This window comes from Pelomonas sp. SE-A7, assembly GCF_030345705.1.
In the GTDB taxonomy this organism is placed as follows: domain Bacteria; phylum Pseudomonadota; class Gammaproteobacteria; order Burkholderiales; family Burkholderiaceae_C; genus JAUASW01.
Genome location: NZ_JAUASW010000001.1, coordinates 2379800 through 2397646, shown reverse-complemented (window position 1 = coordinate 2397646; position 17847 = coordinate 2379800). Strand labels below are relative to the sequence as shown.

The 17847-nt window shown below is 68.3% G+C and carries 23 protein-coding genes; 15 read left to right on the top strand and 8 right to left on the bottom strand.

Translation table 11 applies throughout. The features are described 5' to 3' along the window. Positions 1-81: 81 nt before the first annotated feature. The 11 genes from QT382_RS10840 (at position 82) to QT382_RS10790 (ending at position 6980) form a co-directional block, all read left to right on the top strand. Positions 82-582, top strand: a complete 501-nt coding sequence (locus tag QT382_RS10840) for a nuclear transport factor 2 family protein (protein ID WP_289254048.1) — start codon at positions 82-84, stop codon at positions 580-582. A gap of 96 nt (positions 583-678) precedes the next feature. Next, complete coding sequence (locus QT382_RS10835; RefSeq protein WP_289254047.1) at positions 679-1176, top strand: hypothetical protein; 498 nt, start codon at positions 679-681, stop codon at positions 1174-1176. 107 nt (positions 1177-1283) lie between these two features. Further along, positions 1284-1721 carry a hypothetical protein gene (locus QT382_RS10830; RefSeq protein ID WP_289254046.1) on the top strand — a complete coding sequence of 146 codons (438 nt, stop codon included), beginning with the start codon at positions 1284-1286 and terminating at the stop codon, positions 1719-1721. A gap of 202 nt (positions 1722-1923) precedes the next feature. Then, a complete protein-coding gene (locus QT382_RS10825; protein WP_289254045.1) occupies positions 1924-2685 on the top strand; it encodes a hypothetical protein in 762 nt (253 codons plus the stop codon). A gap of 257 nt (positions 2686-2942) precedes the next feature. After that, complete coding sequence (locus QT382_RS10820; RefSeq protein ID WP_289254044.1) at positions 2943-3362, top strand: hypothetical protein; 420 nt, start codon at positions 2943-2945, stop codon at positions 3360-3362. 71 nt (positions 3363-3433) lie between these two features. Further along, positions 3434-3877 carry an MAPEG family protein gene (locus QT382_RS10815; RefSeq protein ID WP_289254043.1) on the top strand — a complete coding sequence of 148 codons (444 nt, stop codon included), beginning with the start codon at positions 3434-3436 and terminating at the stop codon, positions 3875-3877. Between the two features lie 22 nt (positions 3878-3899). Beyond that, on the top strand, positions 3900-4289 hold the full coding sequence (locus QT382_RS10810; protein WP_289254042.1) for a DUF1761 domain-containing protein: 390 nt from the start codon (positions 3900-3902) through the stop codon (positions 4287-4289). A 15-nt stretch (positions 4290-4304) separates the two neighbouring features. Beyond that, positions 4305-4682 carry a VOC family protein gene (locus QT382_RS10805; RefSeq protein WP_289254041.1) on the top strand — a complete coding sequence of 126 codons (378 nt, stop codon included), beginning with the start codon at positions 4305-4307 and terminating at the stop codon, positions 4680-4682. Between the two features lie 110 nt (positions 4683-4792). After that, a complete protein-coding gene (locus tag QT382_RS10800) occupies positions 4793-5242 on the top strand; it encodes a bleomycin resistance protein (RefSeq protein WP_289254040.1) in 450 nt (149 codons plus the stop codon). A gap of 38 nt (positions 5243-5280) precedes the next feature. Continuing rightward, the gene (locus QT382_RS10795) at positions 5281-6669 is read left to right on the top strand and encodes a transporter substrate-binding domain-containing protein (protein ID WP_289254039.1); all 1389 of its coding nucleotides are present in this window, start codon (positions 5281-5283) and stop codon (positions 6667-6669) included. Beyond that, positions 6666-6980 carry a hypothetical protein gene (locus QT382_RS10790; RefSeq protein WP_289254038.1) on the top strand — a complete coding sequence of 105 codons (315 nt, stop codon included), beginning with the start codon at positions 6666-6668 and terminating at the stop codon, positions 6978-6980. The genes QT382_RS10795 and QT382_RS10790 overlap by 4 nt, the downstream gene beginning before the upstream one ends. Positions 6981-6999: 19 nt before the next feature. Here QT382_RS10790 and QT382_RS10785 read toward each other — a convergent pair whose 3' ends face one another. Then, a complete protein-coding gene (locus QT382_RS10785) occupies positions 7000-7740 on the bottom strand; it encodes a substrate-binding periplasmic protein (protein ID WP_289254037.1) in 741 nt (246 codons plus the stop codon). Between the two features lie 165 nt (positions 7741-7905). Between QT382_RS10785 and QT382_RS10780 the strand changes: the two genes are divergently transcribed. After that, positions 7906-8532 (top strand): pyridoxamine 5'-phosphate oxidase family protein, encoded by a 627-nt coding sequence (locus tag QT382_RS10780; RefSeq protein ID WP_289254036.1) that lies wholly within the window; start codon positions 7906-7908, stop codon positions 8530-8532. Between the two features lie 88 nt (positions 8533-8620). Next, entirely contained in the window at positions 8621-8962 is a 342-nt protein-coding gene (locus QT382_RS10775; RefSeq protein ID WP_289254035.1) for a hypothetical protein, read from the top strand. Between the two features lie 22 nt (positions 8963-8984). Here the strand turns inward: QT382_RS10775 and QT382_RS10770 are convergent, their stop codons facing one another. Further along, entirely contained in the window at positions 8985-9887 is a 903-nt protein-coding gene (locus QT382_RS10770; protein WP_289254034.1) for a LysR family transcriptional regulator, read from the bottom strand. A gap of 140 nt (positions 9888-10027) precedes the next feature. Here QT382_RS10770 and QT382_RS10765 point away from each other — a divergent pair, with 140 nt between their 5' ends. Together QT382_RS10765 and QT382_RS10760 are read left to right on the top strand one after the other, a co-directional pair. Further along, positions 10028-10576 (top strand): carboxymuconolactone decarboxylase family protein, encoded by a 549-nt coding sequence (locus QT382_RS10765; RefSeq protein WP_289254033.1) that lies wholly within the window; start codon positions 10028-10030, stop codon positions 10574-10576. Positions 10577-10635: 59 nt separating this feature from the next. Beyond that, the gene (locus QT382_RS10760; RefSeq protein WP_289254032.1) at positions 10636-11574 is read left to right on the top strand and encodes an HD-GYP domain-containing protein; all 939 of its coding nucleotides are present in this window, start codon (positions 10636-10638) and stop codon (positions 11572-11574) included. 73 nt (positions 11575-11647) lie between these two features. Here the strand turns inward: QT382_RS10760 and QT382_RS10755 are convergent, their stop codons facing one another. From QT382_RS10755 to QT382_RS10730, 6 genes are all read right to left on the bottom strand, one after another. Then, positions 11648-12130, bottom strand: coding sequence for a VOC family protein (locus tag QT382_RS10755; protein WP_289254031.1), 483 nt, complete (start codon positions 12128-12130; stop codon positions 11648-11650). Between the two features lie 14 nt (positions 12131-12144). Continuing rightward, positions 12145-12822, bottom strand: coding sequence for a glutathione S-transferase family protein (locus tag QT382_RS10750; RefSeq protein ID WP_289254030.1), 678 nt, complete (start codon positions 12820-12822; stop codon positions 12145-12147). Positions 12823-12903: 81 nt separating this feature from the next. Then, entirely contained in the window at positions 12904-13311 is a 408-nt protein-coding gene (locus QT382_RS10745) for a hypothetical protein (RefSeq protein WP_289254029.1), read from the bottom strand. A gap of 86 nt (positions 13312-13397) precedes the next feature. Next, entirely contained in the window at positions 13398-15833 is a 2436-nt protein-coding gene (locus QT382_RS10740) for an ABC transporter permease (protein WP_289254028.1), read from the bottom strand. Beyond that, positions 15830-16516 (bottom strand): ABC transporter ATP-binding protein, encoded by a 687-nt coding sequence (locus QT382_RS10735; protein WP_289254027.1) that lies wholly within the window; start codon positions 16514-16516, stop codon positions 15830-15832. Before QT382_RS10735 ends, QT382_RS10740 begins: the two co-directional genes overlap by 4 nt. Further along, positions 16513-17799, bottom strand: a complete 1287-nt coding sequence (locus tag QT382_RS10730; protein WP_289254026.1) for an efflux RND transporter periplasmic adaptor subunit — start codon at positions 17797-17799, stop codon at positions 16513-16515. Before QT382_RS10730 ends, QT382_RS10735 begins: the two co-directional genes overlap by 4 nt. Between the last annotated feature and the right edge of the window lie 48 nt (positions 17800-17847).

Genomic DNA, 17847 nt, shown 5'->3' with positions numbered 1-17847 from the left:
CGGGCTGTTTGCCAGCGAGCCACCAAAGCAGCCGCAACGGTCGATGTCGCAAAGGACCAAGCCATGTGTGCTCTTCTCGCCATGCTCAAGAACCCGAAGGCCGGCCCGGCTCGGTGGCGTGATCAGCTGATGGCCCTGCTCCTGGCAGCGTGCGCCTCCGTCTGCGCCGCTCAAGACGCGAATCGCTCCGGCCCGCTCTTTGATGCACTCGCGCGAATGGACAAGGAGCTCTTCGACGCAGCCTTTGTCAACTGCGACGCGAACAAGTTCCGGGCGCTCTTCACCGAGGATGCGGAGTTCTATCACGACCGTACAGGCCTGGCCGCTGGCGAAGCCGCCAGAACGATGAAGTCCTGCCCTCGGGACAACGGCGTGACGCGAACCTTGATCGCTGAGAGCCTCGAGGTCTATCCCATGCAGGGCTACGGCGCCATACAGATGGGTCGCCATGTCTTCGCCAGGAAGGGTGAGCCGGGATCCGAGGTGGCCAAGTTTGTCCATCTCTGGAAGCAGGAGAACGGTGCCTGGCGTCTTGCCAGGGTGCTGAGCTTTGACCACAAGCCATCGTCGAAACCGGAGTGAGCGAGCCGTGGCACGCGCTGTTGCCTGGCCAGGCGCTTGATCCGACCCGCGTCGACGCGCCAACGGATGCTCTTCATCAACGCTAGTCGCCTCGCCATGTTCATGCGGTACGTCTCCATCCTCATTGCCATCGGCCTCGCCACGGCTTCCCAGTGCCACGCTCAGAAGGCAAGTGTCCATTGCGACTCGAAGGCGGGTGAGATGAGCATTCGCTACCTGCCTTCCGTCGAAGCGCTGCCGTCAGCGCCTGGCGTGCGGGTGGTGGATTTCAGCGCCCTGGTCCTGCATGAGCCCTGCCCAGCCACCGGGCCTTGCATGATCACTTCGCTCAAGAAGCGGTCGATGTCATGCAAGCTGTCGGGCTCCACGTTTCAGGCCACCTTCACGCCGACGCCTGGAAACGCGAATCTCGCAGGAAGATGCGGTGGGGCCATCGCCGGGAAAGTGGAGATCCACAGGAATGGAAAGCCGTACCTGCCGACGACCGAGCTGGAGCCCGGTCTTTGCGGGGCCAGCGAGCAGCCGGCCATTGACACGATCCTTGTGCGGGTCGGCGCTGAGCGCGCCCAGTTGGTCAGGCAAGCCTTGCAGTGACGAGATCCGTCCTGTTTCAACCGTGATCAGGCCCAACAGGAGCCCGCATGAGTCCCGCAAAGGCATTCGCTATCCTGGCAATTTCCGCTCTCACCGCATCCGGCGCAATGGCAGCTCCTCCTTGTGATTCATCGGCCCATCGGGCGTTCGACTTCTGGCTCGGCGAATGGAACGTCCACACGCCGGACGGCAAGCTGGCGGGCACCAATCGCATCGTCAGCGAATACAACGGCTGCGTGCTGCACGAGCGCTACGACACCGGCCGCGGCTACAGCGGCGAGAGCCTGAACACCTATGACGCGGGGCGCAAGGTCTGGCACCAGACCTGGGTCGACACCACCGGCACCTTGCTGCTGCTCGAGGGTGGCCTGCGCAATGGCAGCATGGTGCTCGAAGGCCAGACCACCGGCGCCGATGCCAAGCTCACACGGCACCGCATCACCTGGACGCCGAACAGCGATGGCAGCGTGCGGCAGTTGTGGGAGTCCAGCGAAGGCAACGGCCCGTGGAGCGTGGCCTTTGACGGCCGCTATTCGCGGAAGTAGCGCGTCGGCCGCCTATCGTGCAGATTGAGGAGGCTGGCTCGGGAAAGTCCTGTCTCCCGGGGAGAAGGGCTGGCATTCAATGATGCGTGCCTGCACCAAGTGGGGTGGACAGGCTGGACTTGGGTGCTGAGGTCCATTCGTTGTCCGGCCGCCCCGGTGGCGCTCACGAGCGGGCTGTAGACGAACTCGATCGGGAGTGCAAATGCCGTACACCAACGATGACAAGCTGCAGTGGGAAGTCAAGAAGCTAGTTGCCGAAACTGGAAACCTCTCACGACCCTTCATCCGGCGACCGAGCTTTTGGCTTGGCCTGGGACCACTGGCGCTGTCGCTCGGCACGAATCTCGTCCAGCTGAACAGCTCTGAGCGGATTCAGCAACTGGCCGAGATCAAGACTGCTTCTCTTCAGCTCGACACGAAGCAGCTGACGCAGCAGAAGGCCGAATTGGAAGCTGGCGTCCGCGAGCAAAGGGCGCAACTCGTGCAAGTCGCCAAGGAGCTCGAACAGCAGCAAGCCGCGCTTGAGAGCATCAAGACCCAAGTCGCGGGTACGACGGCTTCACGCGAGGCCGTTCTTCGAAGCGTCACGGCACTCCAGCAGCGGGCCACCACTCTGGGTGGAATCGTCGAGACCACGAAACGGAGCCTCGCGGTGGCCGGTGCGCCTCAGCGCCACGTATCCACCCAGGACACAGGGAAGGCCGCACAGTTTGAGGCACAGGCGTTCGACGCCCTTGCTTCGAAGGATTTCAGCAAGGCATTGCAACTCTTTCAGGCCTCCGAAGATGCCGCCAACGGATTCCGCTACTCCTACGAGTGGTCGCGCTTGCTTCGAACTCGGGCAAGTGAGCTCCGAACTCCGGAGGGGCAAAGGGCCGTGCTTCAGTTCGCTCTTGCCAAAGGCTACGCGAGCTATGCGTCCGAAGAGGTGCGCGCCAAGCTTCGGGAGCTTGCACAGGCATAGGGAGTCGGCCGAGGCCGTCGTAGGCGGCCGAGTTCAAAACGCAATGCAACTTCTAGAGAAAGGCATGAATCCGGACTGGATCGGTGACTTGACGACAAGCCGTCTTGGGCCAGTGCAAGGTGGTGTTGACCGAGCAGGAGTTCGAGGAGAAGCGCGCCGAGCTCGTCGCCGACCTTTAGCCATTCCTTGCGTGACTAAGGCAAGCGGCACTGGAGCGATAGAGTTGATCCATGCCTAGACAGCCACAAGAACTCTCAATGCCCATCGTCACCTTTCCTCGCTTCCTCGTGGCCCTCGCACTGGCCTATTGCATCGCCAGCTTCGTGCACTTCAGCCACAACGCCGAGTACATCGCCTTCTATCCCGGCATGCCCGGCTGGTTGACGCGCGAGCATGTCTATCTGATCTGGCTGGCGATCACCGGTCTGGGTGCTGCGGCCTGGCTGCTGGCCACCCGATTCAAGCGACCTGCTGCGGCCCTGGCCCTGCTGGGCGTGTACGGCGCTTTCGGGCTGGACGGCCTGGCCCATTACACCCTGGCGCTGTGCTCGGAGTACTCGCTGATGGCCAATATCAGCATCTGGTCCGAGGCCGTCACCGGCCTCGTGCTGCTGCTGGTGTCGGCGGTGCTGCTGGTCAGGCGCTTGACGCCAATGCGGCAGCCGAGAGTCGGGTGAGCCATCCGCTGAGACCAGGCCTGTCGTTCAACACTGGCAGCCCTGCTGCGCGCTGAAGAGAAGGACCCGAGATGAATGCTTCCGTGCAATACCCGATGCTGGGCCCGGTCATCGCCCTGGTGGCCTGGTCCATGGTGATGTGGGCCTGGATGTACGCGACGCGGCTGCCGGCCATGTTCGCGGCCAAGATGAAGCCGGACCCCCATGCGCCACGGGGCGAGCAGATGGCCACGCTGCCGGCGCGGGTGCGCTGGAAGGCCGACAACTACAACCACCTGATGGAGCAGCCGACGATCTTCTACGCCATCGCGCTGACGCTGGCGCTGCTCGGCGTGGCCACGCCCACCTGCCTGGCCCTGGCCTGGGCCTATGTGGGGCTGCGGGTGCTGCACAGCCTGGTGCAGGCGCTGATGAACAAGATCGAGCTGCGCTTCCTGCTGTTCGCGCTTTCCAACCTGCCGTTGCTGGGGCTGACCGGGATGGCGGCGCTCGAGTTCGCACATCGCTCCCACTGATCAACAAGGAATAGAACTGAGCATGAACATCAACCTCTCGGCCACGGTGATCGCCGCCGTCTCCAGCTTCCTGCTGGGCGGACTCTGGTATTCCGAAGCCCTGTTCGGCCGCACCTGGAATACCGAGAACGGGGGCATCGACAAGCAGGCCGGCCATCCGGGCAAGGTCTTCGCCATCAGCTTCCTGTTCTCGCTGATCGCCGCCTTCACGTTCGCCTGCTGGCTGGGCGCGGCCCCGTCCCTGGAGGCCGCGCTCAAGGCCGGCGTCCTGGCCGGCGGTGGCTTCGTCGCGGCCAGCTTCGGCATCAACTACCAGTTCGCCCAGCGCTCGTTCAAGCTCTGGCTGATCGATGGCGGCTACCACCTGGCGCAGTTCTGCCTGTTCGGCCTCATCCTGGGCCTGTGGCACTGAGAAGGCATTTCATCCATGTTCGACCACGTCAAGTTCGGTGTCAGCGATTTCGAAGCCAGCAAGCGCTTCTTCCTGCAGGCGCTCGCGCCGCTGGGGGTCTATGTGGCGGGCGAGGGCGAGCCCAGCTATGGCATCGAGCTGGTCAGGCCGGGCAGCAATGCCTCGCTGGTGCTGTTCCTGACCCAGGAGAGGCCGGCCCATCTGCACATCGCCTTCGAGGCCGCGACCCGGCAGCAGGTCGATGACTTCTACGCGGCGGCCCTGGCGGCGGGCGCGAAGGACAACGGCCCGCCGGGCCTGCGCCCGCATTACAACGCCAATTACTACGCGGCCTTCGTCATCGCGCCGGACGGCCACAACATCGAGATGGTCTGCCAGGTCGCTCAGGGCTGAGTGCCGACTGCTGACTGGTCCGGCATGGAACGGCAGCGTTTGATCGCAGCACGGCTGGCGTACATTGCCAGCTGCTGTCGCTGAAGCCATTCACTCACCGGAGGTCCGCCATGGATGCACAACAGCAAGCCGCGGTCGTCTTCAGCGGCGTCACGCCCATCCTCCGCGTCGAGGACCTGGAGGCCAGCCTGGCCTACTACCAGCAGAGCCTGGGCTTCACGATCGACTGGCGCGACGGCGAGGGCTTTGCATCGGTCTCGCGCGGCAAGGTCCATCTGATGCTGGGCGTGTGCGACCAGGGCCGCAGCGGCACCTGGGTCTATGTGAGCATCAACGACGCCGATGCCCTGCATGCCGAGTTGCTGGCCCGCGGCGTGGCCGTGCGGCATCCGCCGACCAACTACCCCTGGGGTGCCCGCGAGTTGCAGCTGCAGGACCCCGACGGCCATGTGCTGCGCTTCGGCTCCGACGCGACCGAGGAGCCGTACGGCCCCTGGTGCGACGGCCAGGGCCGGCTCTGGCATCCGCAGCCGGACGGCAGCTGGACCCTGAAGGCATGAATAGGGTGGTCGAGGTACGGACCCGAGCCCGCAAGCGAGTGGCAAGCCTGCTGGGCTGCCTGCTGCTGGCCCTGGCCGGCTTGCCGGTCGCCGCAGCCCCCGAGCGCGTGCCTCTGTACACCGCCTACCTGGACGCGCCGCTGGATGCGAGCTCGCCCGGCAACCTGACGGCGGAGCTCGCGGCCTGGCTGAGCCGGCGTTCGGCCGGCCGCTACCAGTTCGTGGCAACCAGCCTGGCGCGCGGGCCGCTGGATGCGCTGATCGCCAAGCCCGGCTGGAACGGTGCGGTGGTCTGGGCCAACCCGCGCTGGTTCGACGACCTCGATCGCCAGCGTTTCCTCTGGACCGAGGCCTTCATGCAGGACTCGGACATCGTGGTCTCGCTGCGCCGCCAGCCAATCGACTACCTCGACGAGGGACGCTCGCTGGAGAACTTTGTCGTGGCCGTGGAGCGCGGCCACCGTGTGGCCGACGTGGAATGGCTGATCGCCGCCGGCCGCCTGCGCCGCATCGACGTGACCCAGGCCGTGGACGGGCTTGTCGAGCTGCGCGATGGCCGTGTCGATGCCGTGTTCGTCCAGGCCATCTCGCTGCCGCATTTCCGCCGGCAGCTGCCCGAGCTGGACAGCTGGCTTTATGTGGCACCCCAGCCGCGCGACACCTTTGGTCGCCATGCCTTCACGGCGCGCGGCAATGCCTCCTTGCGCAACTTCCTGGCGGCGCAGCTGAGCGTCCTGTCGCAGGATCCCGCCTGGCGCGGGCGCCTGCCCAGCCCGCCTCGCCAGCTCAAGCTTGTCGGCGTCGACATCATGGGAAGCCACTACAGCCAGGCGCTGCGGCGGACGCTGGACCTGGCCTTCGAGCGCTCCGGCCTGCGCTATGCGCTGAGTTCGCTGCCGGCCGAGCGAGCCGTCGTCGACTTGCGTACGGCGCGCGCCGACGGCGACATGGCCCGGGGGGCGAGCTACGACCGCACGGTTCATGGAGCCCTGCGCGTCGAACCGGCCCATTCCAGCATCCTGCTCCTGGCGCTGGCGCGGCCCGGCGTGGCCGTTCCAGCCCGCGTGGCCGACATGAGCTCGATGCGCGTCGCCGTCCCTCGCGGCTTCAAGCAGCAGGAAGAGCTGACCCGCGGCCTGCCCGGGCGCGAGATCGTCGAGGGTCTGGCGACCTGCGTCCGCATGGTGAGCCAGGGGCGGGTCGACGTCTGCCTGATGCCGGGCTACAGCGCGACCGACTGGCCCGGCCGCCAGGCCAAGGGGCCCCAGCTGGTGGCCCATGTGATGGACTCGTTCGACGTCCATCTGTGGCTGAGGCCCGGCCTGGAGGCCGAGGCCCGTCAGCTGAGCGCTGCCCTGCAGGCCCTGCAGCGCAGCGGCGAACTGGCGCGCCTGATGGGCGAGTTCCGCTATAAGGCCGGGCATTGAACAGCGCAGCGCTCCAGTTCCTGTCGTTTGAGCTGAGCGACGGCGACGACGGCATCGTCACGCTGGACGCCATGGCCTCGACGCGCGGCGACCAGCAGCCGGCCGTGCGGGCCGAAGTGGAGCAGGTGCTGGCCTGGGCCAGAGAGCAGTTCCCGAATTCGCAGGGCCCGGTCGAGGAGGGCATGGACTGGGACCATGAGCTGCTCGAGCAGCAGGAAGCCGGCGGCTGGTTCACGGTCACGCTGACCCTCAGCGCCTCGCCGGCCTTCGCCGAGGCGTTTCTGGCCCGCTTCGGCGAAGCTGAGGATTGAAATCGCTGTGCCGGCCGGGTCAGTCGCGGTACTGGTCCAGCAGCCGCTTGAGGCTGCCGTCGCTGCGCAGGCCGCTGATCAGCTCGTCCACCCGCGTCACCTTGAGTGCGCTGCGCTTGGACAGGGCGCAGCGGGTTTCATAGGCGCCGGTCTGGAGGTAGGGGTGCAGCGCCTGCTTGTAGATGCCCAGCTTGCGCTGGTATTCGAGGTATTGCAGGTTGACGCTGGCGTGCTTCATGCGGCCCAGCTCCAGCATGCGCAGCAAGGTGCGTGAATCGGGCGCGTCCTCGCGGACGAAGCCGCGGCCCAGCGCCTGTTCCAGCTCGCGGTAGGCGTAGCCCTTGATCGTGCCTATGGGCTGGCCGGCCAGCGCGTCCAGGCCGCCCGGGCGCGGCTGGACCTGCGGCGTGATGACGACGCCGGCATGCGGCAGGAAGGGCTGGGTCCAGTCCACCGCGGCCTCCAGCCATTCCGGCAGCAGGGCGCAGGCCAGGTCGGCATGTCCCGCGTCCAGCAGCTGGGCTATGCGCTTGCGCGGCACCGCCCGGACCTCCAGCGGCATGCCCAGCCTGGCGGCCAGCATCTGGCCCAGCTGCAACTGGATGCCGGCGCGCACCTGGTCGCCCTGGAACTCCGCGAACGGCAGGTCCGCCGCCCGGTCCACCAGCATCACCAGCTGCGATGCCCGGGCCGCCACGTGCAGCGAAGGCATCAGCAGGGCGCTGAGCAAAAGCGGAAGCAGGCAGCCGGTAGTGCGCATGTCGCGCGATTCTCGCTCAGGGGCGCGGTCACGCCAGGGCCGGTCGTTCCGCTCTGCGAAACATTGCATTCGGCTCGGCGGCCGTTCTGCTTTCGGTCGTGCTCAACCATAGTTCGGTCACTCGCTGCAGCGCCTGCAGCCTGGTCAACGACAACGGACAGAACCATGAGCCGCGCCTACTCCGACCTTGCCTTCACGCCCGCCGTGCGTGCCATGCAGACCCGCATGGGCAGCCGCTCGTCCTATGCCCGCCTGGACCAGGCCGAGGATCGCCGCGACGCCCTGACCGAGCGCGAGGCCGAGTTCATCGAGAAGCGCGACGGCTTCTACCAGGCCACCGTGGGCGAAACCGGTTGGCCCTATGTGCAGTTCCGCGGCGGGCCGGCCGGCTTCCTGAAGGTCCTGGACGCCAGGACGCTGGCCTATGCCGATTTCCGCGGCAACCTGCAGTACATCAGCGTCGGCAATCTCGAAGGCAACGATCGCGTCTCGATCCTGTTGATGGACTATGCGAACCAGCGCCGGCTCAAGATTCTCGGCCGTGTCCGCCTGGTGAGCGCGACCGAGGATCCGGGCTTGCTGGCCCGGCTCAGGGATCCGCAGTACCGGGCCCAGGTCGAGCGGGCTTTCGTCATCACGGTCGAGGCCTACGACTGGAATTGCCCGCAGCACATCACGCCCCGCTACACCGAGGCGGAAGTCGAGCAGGCGGTGCAGCCCCTGCGCGCCGAACTCGAGCAGGCGCGCCTCGAGCTGGCCCGGCTGCGGGCTGCGGCATCGCCACGGTCCTAGCCGGTCGCCCCCTCCCTTTCAAGCCAGTCCCGGTGCGAGGCCACCGGGCCGGGCGCACTCGTCCCGCCTCAACCCCCAGGAGTCCACCATGCACATCAAGCAGATGCTCACCAAGGCTCGTTCCGACGCTGCCATCACCCCGGTCGAAGCCCGCGACGCCATGCTCGGCTGCTTCGTCACCATTCACGGCGAGACGCTCAAGCGCGGCGCCGCGCTGCTGGGCAAGCCGCTCAACGACGAGCAGGCCGAACACCATGCCACCGTCATCATGAAGGGCCTGCTGGGTCCGCAATGGGACCGTCCGACCAAGGCGGCGCTCGCCGATGCGCGCATCCGCATGGACCAGAAGATGAACTTCTCGCAGGCGCCGCAGGACCTGCAGGACCTGCACGAGCAGGTCTGCAATCTCATCGTCAGCAAGACCGCCTGAGTCGGCGGGACCCTCCTTCGCCTCAGCCGGGCGGCGCCAGCCGTTCGCGCAGCCGCTCGATCGCCAGGTCGATGAAGGCCCGCGCCTTGTGCGAGGCATGGCGGCCCTCGCGGTGCACCAGGTGCACCGGCAGGGGCGCCAGCTCGAACGGCTCCAGCACCCGGCGCAGCGCACCGCTGCCTATCAGGGCGTCGACCTGGTAGGACATCAGTCGCGTCAGCCCGAATCCGCCCACGGCGGCCGCAATGGCCGAATCATTGGTCGTGGTCAGCAGCCGTGGCGTGACTCGCACCGAACGGACCTCGCCGTCCGCCTTGAAGCGCCACTCCGGCGCCGGCGTGACGGCGTTGGCCGAGATCAGCCTGTGGCCGACCAGGTCCTCGGGCTGCTGAGGTTCGCCGTGTTCGGCCAGATAAGCCGGCGCCGCACAGATGACGCGGCGCACGCTGCCGACCCTGATCGCCTGCAGCGACGAGTCCGGCAGCTCGCCGATGCGCACCGCCACGTCCACGCCTTCGTCGGTCAGATTCACCACCCGGTCCAGGAACCAGCAGGACGCCGTCACTTCCGGGTAGCGCTGCAGGAACTCGGTCACCACCGGCGTCACGTGAAGCGCGCCGAACAGCATGGGTGCCGTGATCGTCAGCCTGCCGCGCGGAGCGCCATGCAGGCCGCTGACCGACTCGTCGGCCTCGGCCAGCTCGGCCAGGATGCGCCGGCAATCCTCCACATAGCGGGCACCGGCCTCGGTCACGCGCACGACGCGTGTGGTGCGCGTCAGCAGCCGGGCGCCCAGGTGCGCCTCCAGTTCGCTGATGGCCCGCGTGACCGCCGGCGGCGAAATGCCGAGCTTGCGCGCCGCACCGGCAAAGCCGCTGGCATCGACCACCGCCACAAAGACATTGATGAGATGCAGTCGGTCCAACTGTTCCTCCGTGCGTAACGGTGTATTGGATTTGGCGGTGATTCTAATCATCGGGCGATTCAACGACAGTTCAGTCATTCGCTGCATCGGCAGCGGATCACGAGCCTGAATCCACCGCGAAACCACCCTGGAGAACCACCATGTCCCGCCTCAGCATCCCCACCGTCGACCAGTCCCTGCAAGCCGCCAAGCCCCTGCTGGCCGCCGTCGAAAGGCAACTGGGTGTCGTGCCCAATCTGATGAAGCTGGTCGGCCACAGCCCGGCCGCCCTGGAAGGCTACCTGTCGCTGAGCGGCGCCCTGGCCAAGGGCAAGCTGAGCGTGCAGCTGCGCGAGCGCATTGCGCTGACCGTGGCCGAGTTCAACGGCTGCGACTACTGCCTGTCGGCCCACAGCTACCTGGCCAGCAATGTCGCCAAGCTCAGCGCCGGCGAGATCGATGCCGCCCGCGACGGCCGTTCGGACGATGCCCGCACGGCCGCCGCGCTGCAGTTCGCGCGCCGCGTCGCCGAGTCGCGCGGGCATGTGGCCGACGCCGATCTGGCTGCGCTGCGCGCTGCCGATTTCGACGAAGCCGCCGTGCTGGAAATCGTGCTGAACGTGGCGCTCAACGTGCTGACCAACTACGTCAACAACGTGGCGCAGACCGACGTCGACTTCCCCCTGGTCAAGGCCAGGCAGGCCGCCTGAGGCCTGGTCGGGCGGCCGGGCCGCCCGCGACCTCAATTCCCGAACACAGCCCCATGAGCATGAACACCGAAAGTCCCCGCCAGCCCTTGCCATCCTTCACCCCTGAGGCGACGGCGCAAGTCAACGAACTGCTGGGCCTGCGCCAGCAGGTGGCGAGCCAGCGCCAGGCCCTGCTGGCCAGCCTGCTGGTCTCGGCCTGGATGGTCGAGGCGCGCGACCCCTACACCGGCGGCCACCTCTGGCGCGTGGCGCGCATGGCGCATGCGCTGGCCCTGGCATCGGGCAGCGCGCCGCGGGAGGCCAGCCGCATCGCGATGGCAGGCTTTCTGCACGACCTGGGCAAGGTGGGCATCCCCGACGCCATCCTGCGCAAGCCGGGCCGGCTCACCGACGAGGAGTTCGCGACGATCAAGACGCATCCACGGGTCGGGGCCCGCATGCTGTCCGGCCATCCGCTGGCCGAGCTGGTCGTCGGCGTGATTCATCACCACCACGAGATGCCCAACGGCCGCGGCTATCCCATGGGCCTGGTGGACGCCGAGATACCTCAAGATGCCCGACTGGTCGGCATCTGCGATGCCTTCGATGCCATGACCAGCACGCGGCCCTACCGGGCGGGCATGCCCATCGCCAAGGCCCTGGACATCATCGAGGCCGAGCTGGGCAGCCAGTTCGATCGGCTGCTGGGAGAGAAGTTCGTGCACATGGGCCGCGCCGGCGCCTTCGACGCCATCGTCGGCCACAGCGATGACGGCATTCCGCTGCAGCATTGCCCGGTCTGCGGCCCGACCCTGGTCCGCACGCGCAACTCGCGCGCCGGCGATCATCTGGGCTGCCCGGCGTGTTCGGCGCGCTTCAGCTGGACCGACACCGAGCAAGGCCTGCGCGCCCTGCCAACCGGCGAGCCTGCTTCGGCAGACGAATTGGAGCCCGGCCTGGATCGCGTGCAGATCGAAGCGCTGGTGCTCGATTGGGCCGACGCCATGGCCGGCCTCTGAGCAGCGTTCCCGGCATTGCAAGCTGGGCCGACATGGCCGACGCCACCATCGAAATGGCGGCGCGCGGCCGGCGCTAGCGGGCCCGCTTCTCGGTCCAGCCGTCCAGCAGCTGCCGAGCGCCGTTCCGGGCCGGGTCCATCGCCTGGTCATGCCCCTCGGCCTTGCTGGCCAGTTCGATCACATAGCCATTGGGGTCGCGGAAGTAGATCGAGTGGATGAAGCCATGGTCGGAGATGCCGCGGGTCTCGATGCCGGCGGCCTTGCCCTTGGCGAACATGGCTTCCAGCGTGGGCCGCTCGACCTCCAGCGCAATGTGCAGGTCGAAGTCGTGCTGGGTCTTGAACTCGAAGGCCATGTCCGGCGCCTCGAAGAAGGCCAGGAAGGAGCCGTCGTCCAGTCGGTAGAAGCTGTGCAGCGTGTCGGTGGCGCGGCCGCTCTTGGTCTCGTGGATCTCCAGCACGCCGGCCAGCGGCAGGCCCAGGAAGTCTTCATAGAAGCGACGGGTCTGCTCGGAGTCGCGGCAGCGGTAGGCGTTGTGGTGCAGGCCCTTGATCATGATGGCCGCTCGGCTCAGAGCGTGACGAAGCTCTTGCCCTTGAGCGAGGCGCCGAAGCCCTCGACGGCTTCGTGCACCGGCTTCCAGGCCGGCAGGGCCTTCATGTTCTTCAGCCAGCGCGAGACATTGCGGTAGCCCGAAAGGTCGCAGCCGATCAGGGTCTCGGCCAGCAGGATCATCTCGGCGCCCATGTAGTCGGCCAGCGAGATCTGGGCGCCGCAGAGGTAGGCCTTGTCCGGGCCTATCAGGCGCTCGTCCAGGATCTGCAGCCAGTGGCGCGCCTTGTCGCGGCCCCAGGCGATGCTGCCGGCATGGACCGTGTCGTCCGGCCGCCTGTGGTGCGGGAACAGCTGCGGATAGATCATTCCGTAGGCCAGGTCCTTGTAGAGATTGGAGTTGAGCCAGTCCATCATCTCGTTGACCTTGGCCCGTGCCTGCAGGTCCTTGGGATAGGCCGGCGAGCCGCTCTTCTCGGCCAGGTAGCGCAGGATGGCGGCGCTCTCGCAGAGGGTGAAGTCGCCGTCCTGCAGCGCCGGCACCAGGCAGCTGGGGTTGAGGGCGGCATAGGCGGGCTTGTGGTGCTCGCCGGTGAACATGTCCACCACCTGGTAGTCCAGGTTCACGCCCTGGTCCATGGCGAACATCTGCACCATGCGGCTGGTGGTCGAGGCGGGATGGAAATGCAACTTCATCGTCGACTCCTCACGGCCGGCGGGGCCGGGGGTCGAGCATCGGCCAAATGCGATCCGGCCGCAATGGGGGCGGGCCGGGGCTCAAGGCCCGCGACCCTGGCGCCGTGCCAGTTCGGGCAGGTAGCGGTAGCAGGCGAGCAGGCTGTCGGCCTGGTCAGCCGGCAGCCGCCGGCATTCGACCCGCGGTGGGCGCTCGTCCGCCTGGGTCTCGATCAGCAGGCGGAACAGTCCACCACCGGGCATGCGGCAGATGTAGAGGCTGCTCAGCTGAGGCTCGCTGTCTTCGGTGCCCAGCGACTGATGGTCCTGCAGCAGCACCTCGGCGCGGCGGCCGTCGAACAGCAGCAGGCCCTGCTCGTCCTGCAGCCGGGTCTGGCGCAGGGCCTGCTCGACCTCGCGGCGCAGGCGGCGCCGCTGGTTGACGATCAGCCAGGCCATCAGGCCCAGGAACAGGAGGACGATGGCGAGGCCGATCCGGTCGGGGTTCACGCGGCGCCAGGGAGGTGGATAAGGGCGCGGATGCTAACCAAAAAACGACGCGTGTCAAGCGGTCCCTGGTGGGCCGCGAAGCGAGCTCAGCGCAAGGCCTCGATGGGGCGCAGACGCAGGGCCAGCCCCAGGTGGCGGGCGGCGGCCAGGGTGACCACGCAGCCCAGCACCAGCAGGCCGGTCAGCATGGGCAGGGTCAGGCCGGTCACCAGGTCCACCCGGTCGACGAAGCCGGCCAGGAACCTCCGGCCCAGCAGTCCGGCCAGTGGCAGGCCCGCCAGGGCGGCCAGACCGAGCGGCCAGGCGAACTCGCGTGCGAGGCGCAGCGCGATGGCCGCATGGCTGGCGCCATGCAGGCGCCGCAGGACCAGTTCGGTGCGACGGCGGCGCAGGGTGTCGGCCACTAGGGCATAGGCTCCCAGCATGGCGACGACCACAGCCAGCAGGGCGACCACGGCCAGGGTCCAGGCGAAGACCGCCTCCTGCTCGTAGGCGGCCGCACGCTGCGCGTCGACCCGCTCGACCGTGTGGCGGATCGCCGGGCCGTGGCGCTTCCAGAGCTCGGCGACGGCCTGCTGCAGCGAGGCCATGTCGTTGCCGTGGACTGTGATGTCCCATTGCGGCGCCTCGCTGAGCTGGAACACCATGGGCCGGGCCGGCTCGCGTGCCGACTCCAGGTTGACCTGGCCGACCACACCGACCACGCGTCGCGGCCTGCTTTCGCCGGACTGGAGGAAGGCGCCGCCGCCATTCAGCAGGGCACCGATCGCTGCCTGTGGTGTCTTGAAGCCCAGGGCCTGGGCGGCCTTGGTATCGATGATCACCGGCCGCTCGGCCGACTCGTCGGCGACCGGCTGCCACTTCACCGGCTGGCCGGCCAGCAGCTTCATGCCGTAGGTGTCGAAGAAGCTGGCCGACACGGTGGCGACCCCGACCAGCTGTGTCTGCCGGGCCGCATTGCTGTAGTGCTCAAGCCGGCCGGGGCCGAAATCGCGCGCCGGCCGCATGCTGCTGAAGGCCCAGTGCCGGATGGCCGGATGCGTGCTCAGGCCGTCGAGCAGGCCCTGCAGTTCGGGCAGCTTGGCCGGATTGACGTTCAGCCCCAGGTACAGCCGGTTCTCGAGCTGATAGCCGCGGTCGGCGCTGATCAGGTGGTGCTGCTGCAGGCCCAGCACGCCGGTCATCACCAGCAGTAGCAGGGCGCCACCGAGCTGCAGGGACAGCAGGCCTTGGCGCACACGGCGGCCCCAGGGACCTTCGCTGGCCGTGCGGCCTTGCAGGGCCGGTGCCGGCGCACGACGCAGCGCCTGCCAGGCGGGCAGGCCCAGGGTCAGCGGCAGCAGCACCAGCAGCACGCCCGCCAAGCCCAGCCAGATTTCGAGTGGAATCGGATCGGCCACCGGGTGGCTCGGGGCCAGGCCCAGCACGCCGGCCACCGATGGCGCCAGCATCCAGGCCAGCAGCAGGGCCAGGGCGCCGCTGGCCAGCAGCAGCAGGCCGGTTTCAAGGCCCCAGAGCCGCAGCAGATGCGGCCCGGCGGCGCCGAGGCTGCGGCGCAGGGCAGTCTCGCGCTGGCGCTGCAGGAGCGTGGCGCTCTGCAGGCTCAGGAGGTTCAGCGCGGCCATCACCAGCAGCAGCGCCGAGGCGCCACCGACGGCGGCGAGCGCGTTCCAGCGCAGCTCGTTCTCCTCGCCCTCGAAAGGCAGTTCGGTCAGCGGCAGACCGCGGAAATAGGCGGCCTCGCGGCCGGCGCTCCATTCCGGCGGCAGCTTCTTGAAGGCGGGGCTGGCGAGGAAGGCCTCGCGCATCCAGGGGCCCACCTGGGCCGCACTGACGCCGGCTCCCAGCCGGGCGAACACCCGGCCGTTCATGTTGAAGACTTCCTGGCGGGTTTCCTCGTCCATGGGATTGGCCAGCGAGTCGAAGCCGGCGATGGCGCGGTAGGTCGCCAGCGGGGCGCGCGGATCCGGCTCCGGGACGATGGCGGTGACCGTCACGACCCGGCCCTCCAGGTCCAGTGTGCGGCCGAGGGCCTGCTGCGGCGGCAGCTCGCCCCACAACATGCGCACCGTGGACGGGGTGAGGGCGATGGCGTCCTTCTGCGTCAAGGTGCCGGGCAGGGTGCCGTGCAGGGCGCGCAGGCCCAGCAGGGGAACCAGTTCGGGATCGACCAGCAGCATGGCCAGTGGCTGCACGATGCCTTCCATGCGGGTGTCCAGCCAGCCGGGCGCCGCCCGGGCGATGTTCTCCAGCGGCAGCTGGCGGGCCTTCAGCAGTTCGCCGAAGGCGACCGGCGAACGCGTGAACCAGGGGCTGGGCATGCCAGGGGGATTGCCCTTGAAGTCGAGCACCACGACGCGGGCAGGATCGCGGATGTCGGGCGAGGTGCTCGAGAGGGCCAGCGCCAGCAGGCCCATCAGCAGGCAGGCGGCGAGGGCCAGGCCGAGGCCGAAGAGGGCCACCAGCGAGGGGCCCGGCCGGGCGCGCAGATTGCGCAGTGCGGCAATCAGCAGGGCCTTCATGCCACGGCCTCCGCGTGGGCATCCACGAGGATGCGGCCGTCGAGCAGGCGCACGCTGCGCGAGGCCAGGGCGGCATGCTCGGCACTGTGCGTCACCATCACCAGGGTAGCTCCCTCGTCATTGAGCTCGCGCAGCAGCTTCATCACTTCCAGGCCATGGGCGCTGTCGAGGTTGCCGGTGGGCTCGTCGGCGAGCAGCAGGGCCGGCCGGGCGGCGATGGCCCGCGCGATGGCCACGCGCTGCTGCTGGCCGCCGCTGAGCTGGCTGGGGTGGTGCCTGGCGCGGTGCGAAAGGCCCAGCCGCTCCAGCACCTCGGCCACCCGCTGGCGCTGCTCGCGTTCGGCCATGCCGCCGTAGCTCAGGGCCAGCTGCACGTTGTCGGCCACCGTCAGCTCGTCCACCAGGTTGAAGCTCTGGAACACGAAGCCTATGCGGCCGCGGCGGATGGCGGCGAGTTCGCGCGGCGACCTGCCGGTCACGTCTTCGCCCTGCAGCAGGTAGCGGCCGCTGCTGGGTGCATCGAGCAGGCCCAGCAGGCCCAGCAAGGTGGACTTGCCGCAGCCCGAGGGGCCGGTGATGGCCACATATTCGCCGGCCTCGATGCGCAGGTCGACGCGGTCCAGCGCCGTGGTCTCGACTTCACCGCTGCGATGGCGCTTGGAGAGTTGTTGGAGTTCGATCATGGAAGCGCGAGCCTTTCCTGGGCATCGGGAGGAGGTTGGGAGATCAGCACCTGGTCGCCGGCCTTGAGACCGGACAGGACTTCGACGCGGCCGGCCGCCCGTCGGCCGAGATGCACCTCGCGCAAACGCAGCTCGCTGCCTTCGCGCACATAGAGCCGGCTCTGCACGCCGGGGCCATCGGGCAGCACCAGGGCCTGCGCCGTGGCCTCGCTGAGCTGCAGCCGCAGCTCCACGGCCTGGCCGGCGCGCAGACCGACCGGTGCAGCCTCGCCGTTCCAGCGCAGCAGCACGCGCACCTTGCCGCCCTGCACCTGGGGCAGGGTCTGGGCCAGCTGCAAGCGGCCGCGGCCCTCGGTGGTGGCGGCCAGGCCGGTGCGCAGCCGCGGCAGGTAGTACTCGTCCACCTCGGCGGCCAGTTGCAGGCCGCCCTCGGCATCGTCGATGCGGCCCAGGCGGTCGCCGGGGCGCACGCTGGCGCCCACCTGCAGGCTGAACCCGCTGAGCTGGCCGGCGATCGGCGCCCGCTGCAGCAGCCGTTGCTGCGCCTTCTCGATCAGCTTGAGTCCACCCTGCAGGCGGCGCACGGCACTGTCCATCTCGGCCTGGGACTGGGCGCGTGTCTCGGCCTCGAGGCGCTGGTCTTCGCGGGCCTGGACCAGCAGCTCGCGGGCCAGCCTTTGCTGGCGCTGCACCTGTTCCAGGGCCGACTGGGTGATGAAGCCCGACGCGGCCAGCTCGTTCTGGCGCTTCAGCTCGGCCTCGGCCTGCTGGGCGGCCGCCTGCAATTGCAGCAGCTCGCGCCGGTTCTGCGCCAGGCTGGAGGCCAGGGCACTGCGCTGCACCGAGGCATTGGCCATCTGCTGGGCGACCTCGGCACTGCGTTGCATCAGCAGCTGTTCCTGCTCGGGGCTGTGCAAGCGGTACAGCGGCACACCGGCCTGCACCACCTCGCCGTCGCGCACCAGCACGGCTTCGACCCGTCCGGCTTCGGTGGCATCCAGCTGCACAGAGCGCAGCGGCTCGACCCGGGCACGCAAAGGCAGCTCGTCACGGAACTCGCCGGCTTCGACCGCGGCCAGCTGCGGCGTCTCGACCTTGCGCAAGGCAGGCTCGCGCAGCTTGGCGACCAGGACCGCGACCATTCCCACGGCCAGCAGCGCCAGGCCGGCCCGCGCCAGCTTCATGGCCAGGCCTCGGTGTGGCGGCGGCACGACTCGGTCCATGGCCGCGCCGCTGGCCAGCGGCGGGACGGTGTGCAGGGAAGGAGGATGCTTGGAGGTCACGGACGGCAGCATCGCCGGCCTGGCGTTGCCGGCACAGGCCCCTGTTCG

Excerpts from the sequence above, each read along its gene's own strand:
- QT382_RS10840 (WP_289254048.1), top strand. The coding sequence starts at position 82 with ATGCTCAAGAACCCGAAGGCCGGCCCGGCTCGGTGGCGTGATCAGCTG.
- QT382_RS10835 (WP_289254047.1), top strand. The coding sequence starts at position 679 with ATGTTCATGCGGTACGTCTCCATCCTCATTGCCATCGGCCTCGCCACG.
- QT382_RS10830 (WP_289254046.1), top strand. The coding sequence starts at position 1,284 with ATGGCAGCTCCTCCTTGTGATTCATCGGCCCATCGGGCGTTCGACTTC.
- QT382_RS10825 (WP_289254045.1), top strand. The coding sequence starts at position 1,924 with ATGCCGTACACCAACGATGACAAGCTGCAGTGGGAAGTCAAGAAGCTA.
- QT382_RS10820 (WP_289254044.1), top strand. The coding sequence starts at position 2,943 with ATGCCCATCGTCACCTTTCCTCGCTTCCTCGTGGCCCTCGCACTGGCC.
- QT382_RS10815 (WP_289254043.1), top strand. The coding sequence starts at position 3,434 with ATGAATGCTTCCGTGCAATACCCGATGCTGGGCCCGGTCATCGCCCTG.
- QT382_RS10810 (WP_289254042.1), top strand. The coding sequence starts at position 3,900 with ATGAACATCAACCTCTCGGCCACGGTGATCGCCGCCGTCTCCAGCTTC.
- QT382_RS10805 (WP_289254041.1), top strand. The coding sequence starts at position 4,305 with ATGTTCGACCACGTCAAGTTCGGTGTCAGCGATTTCGAAGCCAGCAAG.
- QT382_RS10800 (WP_289254040.1), top strand. The coding sequence starts at position 4,793 with ATGGATGCACAACAGCAAGCCGCGGTCGTCTTCAGCGGCGTCACGCCC.
- QT382_RS10785 (WP_289254037.1), bottom strand. The coding sequence starts at position 7,740 with ATGCGCACTACCGGCTGCCTGCTTCCGCTTTTGCTCAGCGCCCTGCTG.
- QT382_RS10780 (WP_289254036.1), top strand. The coding sequence starts at position 7,906 with ATGAGCCGCGCCTACTCCGACCTTGCCTTCACGCCCGCCGTGCGTGCC.
- QT382_RS10775 (WP_289254035.1), top strand. The coding sequence starts at position 8,621 with ATGCACATCAAGCAGATGCTCACCAAGGCTCGTTCCGACGCTGCCATC.
- QT382_RS10765 (WP_289254033.1), top strand. The coding sequence starts at position 10,028 with ATGTCCCGCCTCAGCATCCCCACCGTCGACCAGTCCCTGCAAGCCGCC.
- QT382_RS10760 (WP_289254032.1), top strand. The coding sequence starts at position 10,636 with ATGAACACCGAAAGTCCCCGCCAGCCCTTGCCATCCTTCACCCCTGAG.
- QT382_RS10755 (WP_289254031.1), bottom strand. The coding sequence starts at position 12,130 with ATGATCAAGGGCCTGCACCACAACGCCTACCGCTGCCGCGACTCCGAG.
- QT382_RS10750 (WP_289254030.1), bottom strand. The coding sequence starts at position 12,822 with ATGAAGTTGCATTTCCATCCCGCCTCGACCACCAGCCGCATGGTGCAG.
- QT382_RS10740 (WP_289254028.1), bottom strand. The coding sequence starts at position 15,833 with ATGAAGGCCCTGCTGATTGCCGCACTGCGCAATCTGCGCGCCCGGCCG.
- QT382_RS10735 (WP_289254027.1), bottom strand. The coding sequence starts at position 16,516 with ATGATCGAACTCCAACAACTCTCCAAGCGCCATCGCAGCGGTGAAGTC.